2 protein-coding genes are annotated in these 3,893 nt (G+C 61.5%); both read left to right on the forward strand.

Annotated elements, in window-relative coordinates:
* Positions 1-1,282: 1,282 nt before the first annotated feature.
* Positions 1,283-3,649: an LPS-assembly protein LptD gene (locus IC50_RS37845; RefSeq protein ID WP_223153708.1), complete on the forward strand. Its 2,367-nt coding sequence runs from the start codon at positions 1,283-1,285 to the stop codon at positions 3,647-3,649.
* 17 nt (positions 3,650-3,666) lie between these two features.
* The gene (locus tag IC50_RS37850) at positions 3,667-3,858 is read left to right on the forward strand and encodes a hypothetical protein (RefSeq protein ID WP_014497849.1); all 192 of its coding nucleotides are present in this window, start codon (positions 3,667-3,669) and stop codon (positions 3,856-3,858) included.
* The last annotated feature ends 35 nt before the right edge of the window (positions 3,859-3,893 follow it).

The raw sequence follows: 3,893 nt of genomic DNA on the forward strand, positions 1-3,893 counted from the left end.
TTGGCTCAATTGAGTCTGGACCCTAGTGCAATCGTGCGTTCCACCAACTACCGATATCACTGCCAAGGACTCGATTGTCTGGTTCGGACCAATGTCCACAACCGGACGCATGTACCATGAACAAACCCGCTTGAGGATCTCCATCTTCGAGCGGCACGCAGCTTGCTTCGTTTGCGCAGGCGCTCGTTATTGGACAGGAAGGGGCAGCGGAGTGCATGATGCGATCTGGAGTTCGTCTTTGGGAAGCCACAACCATTGCGCTTCTAGCCCGCGGCAGGCCGGCCCGGCCGACTTTGGGCCAGCAGTGAAGCTGTGTCTGATCCTCTGGCACCAATCCGCAAACGGCGGAGCAGAACACAACATTGGCCTCTGGCCCCGACGGTTGCGTTATTCGCGGCTTCGGCCTGAGCCTTCCCATTCTGCACATCAACGGTTTCACCCGCTCGCGCTTCACCGCATGGCTCCCGGCCCGCATAATGGCCGTCATGCGCCGGGGGGCGTGAAACGGCCGATTAGCAAGCAGCTGGCATATTCGCCGCAACAACAACAGATCAGCATCCTTCGGAGTAGGTCGCAGCTGACAGATATCGGAACGACCCACGCGAACCAAGTGGCATGGTCGGCGGACCGACAGTTCGTCAAAGCTTTGGCCAATGAGCGCGGACTGCTCGTGTTCCTGATCCCTTTGCTGAAAAAGCTGCCGCCCAAGATCGCCTATCGGAGACGCGGAGTTTCTCCGCGATCGGCATTTCGCGCTCCGCCCATAGCGCTGCTGCTGCTCCTGGGCTCTCGCAGCTTGCTCCAGTAGCTGTGCTTCCAGGCATAGTTCGGTTCGGATGAACCTGATAACCCGTCAGATCAGCCATCACATGCTTCCGCAAACCTTCCAGCGCGACGCCTTCAGCACGAATTCCCTGGGCCGAAGCGAGGCCGACTTGAAGAGATTTCAGCGTAGCGGTTCGCGTCGATTGCCGAGGGTTTCTGCGCAACCGCAAGAGGGCTGGAGCCAGTGCTACGGCTCGATGCCGAGAATTTAAGGTAACGTGTTCACCATTTTCCTGCTCGCTGTTGTGGCTAGTTGTATCAGGACGTCAAGTAAGTGTGAGTTCATGCAACTGGAGACTTCGGTCTGGCCGCCAGTCTGCGTTGGCCGCTTCATCAGATTGTTGGCCTTGCTGACCCGACGGAAAGGTTAGTGGCTGTGGCTGCGCATCGTCACAAACTGACTGCGGTTGCGCCAGGGCACGATCCGTGGCTCTTCACGTCGCTAGTCTGCGACTGCTTGCTTGCCATAGCCGTTGTCATCGCGACTGGTTTCGGCCCCGTCGTAAAGGCATCGGCGCAGAACGTCTCCTACAATACGCAGCCGCCGCGTCCGAAGCCGCCGAAGGCCGCCAACGACAACCAGATGCTGGTTCAGGCGACCGAGGTCGTCTACGACTACAATAATTCGCGGATCTCGGCGGTCGGTAACGTCCAGCTGTTCTACAACGGCACCAGCGTCGAGGCTAACAAGGTCGCCTACGACCAGAAGACCAAGCGGCTCCATGCCGAAGGCAACATCCGCATGACGGATGCCGAGGGCAAGATCACCTATGCCGAGACGATCGATCTGTCCGACGACTATCGCGACGGATTCGTCGGTTCGCTCCGGGTCGATACCGCCGACCGGACACGGATGGCCGCAACGCGCGCCGACCGTTCCAGCGGCAACTACACCGTGTTCGAGAACGGCGTCTACACGGCCTGCGCTCCGTGCAAGGACGATCCGAAGAAGCCACCGCTCTGGCAGGTCAAGGGTGCCCGCATCATCCACGACCAGCAGGAGAAGATGCTGTACTTCGAGACGGCGCAGCTCGAGTTCTTCGGCGTGCCGCTCGCTTACATGCCCTACTTCTCGACGCCCGACCCGACCGTGAAGCGCAAGTCCGGCTTCCTGATGCCGGGCTTCACCTCGAACACGGGCTACGGCTACGGCGTGGAGGTCCCGTTCTACTGGGCGATCGCGCCCGATATGGACGTGACCTTCAACCCGCGCATCACCTCCAGGCAGGGCGTGCTGTTCCAGGCGGAGTTCCGCCAGCGCCTGATGGGCGGCGCCTACCAGATCCGTGCTTACGGCATCGACCAGCTCGATCGCGGCGCCTTCGCCGGGCAGCCCGGCGACCGCCAGTGGCGCGGCGCCGTCGAGACCAAGGGTCAGTTCGCGCTGAACGACAAATGGGTCTGGGGTTGGGACGGCGTCGTGATGTCCGACTACTATTTCTTCTCGGACTACCGCCTGTCGCAGTACCGTGACCCGCTCGGTTCGTTCCTGAACCTGCCGACCGACGCGGTCTCGCAGCTCTATCTGACCGGCGCCGGCAATCGCAGCTTCTTCGACGCACGCACGATGTACTGGCGGAGCTTCTCGGGCAACCAGGACAAGGTCCCGATCGTCTACCCCGTGATCGACTACTCGAACGTGCTCAACTATCCGGTGTTCGGCGGCGAGTTCAGCTACAAGACCAACTCCGTCAACCTGTCGCGTGACAGCGCCGTGTTCGATCCGATCACCACGCTCGCCAACACCAACAGCCTGTGCACGACGGCGTCGGCCGATCCGCTCGCGCGCACGCCATCGCAGTGCCTGCTGCGCGGCTTCCCCGGCACCTATACCCGCCTGTCGGCGGAAGCGCAGTGGCGCAAATCCTTCACCGACCCGCTCGGCCAGATCTGGACGCCGTTCGCCGGCCTGCGCGCCGATGCAATCAACTCCTCGGTCTCGAACCAGCCGGGCGTGTCGAACTACCTACCGGTCGGCGACACCCAGGCATTCCGCCTGATGCCGACGGTCGGCCTCGAATACCGCTATCCCTTCATCAACGTTCAGCCCTGGGGCTCGACCACCGTCGAGCCGATCGCGCAGATCATCATCCGCCCGAACGAGACTTATGCCGGCAAGTTTCCCAACGAGGATGCGCAGAGTTTTGTATTCGAAACGTCGAACCTGTTCAGCGTCGACAAGTTCTCCGGTTACGACCGCGTCGAGGGGGGCGGCCGCGCCAATGTCGGCGTGCAGGCCACCACGCAGTTCGACAAGGGCGGCGCGGCCAAGGTGCTGTTCGGCCAGTCCTACCAGCTGTTCGGCATGAACTCCTACGCGGTCCGGGACTCCATCAACACGGGCCTCGATTCCGGTCTCGACAAGCCCCGCTCCGACTACGTGGCGAGTATCGACTACTCGCCCAACCGCACCTACACCTTCAGCGTCCGCTCCCGCATGGACGAGCAGACCTGGAACGTCCAGCGTTTCGAGGCCGAAGGCCGCGCCAACTTCGATCGCTGGTCGATCAGCGTGATGTACGGCAACTACGCGGCACAGCCGGAGCTCGGCTATCTGACCCGCCGCGAAGGCATCCTCACCACCGGCTCGCTGAAGGTCGCGACCAACTGGGTGGTCACGGGCTCGGCGCGCTGGGACCTCGAGGCCAACGAGATCAACCAGTATGTGGTCGGTGCCGGCTATGTCGACGATTGCTTGGTGCTGGGATTGAACTATCTGAAATCCTACAATTATACGGTAGGCGGCGTGCCCCCCGTCTTGAATGAGACCTACATGCTAAGTATAGGTCTACGAACATTCGGGACGATCGCAATCGGCTTCTGAGGCACGGATAGCGGCGCATGCGGGTCACGTCGGGGGACGTCACCACCACGACCGAGGCGCGCAATAGCGGGCAGGCGGTCACGGCTGTGCTGGGAAAGCTCGAGTTCGACGAACGCGCAGAACTGTTCCACTTCAGCCATGTCGGTTTTGGGCGCGCGAGATCGCGGCTTTGGGTCATGACGTCAAACTGCTGCTACCTCAATATGTGAAGCCATTCGGTGCGCCCCGACGGCGCGTATTACCA

Origin of the sequence: Bradyrhizobium genomosp. I (2014) (assembly GCF_000261685.1) — a bacterium.
Lineage (GTDB): Bacteria > Pseudomonadota > Alphaproteobacteria > Rhizobiales > Xanthobacteraceae > Bradyrhizobium.

Excerpts from the sequence above, each read along its gene's own strand:
- IC50_RS37850 (WP_014497849.1), top strand. The coding sequence starts at position 3,667 with ATGCGGGTCACGTCGGGGGACGTCACCACCACGACCGAGGCGCGCAAT.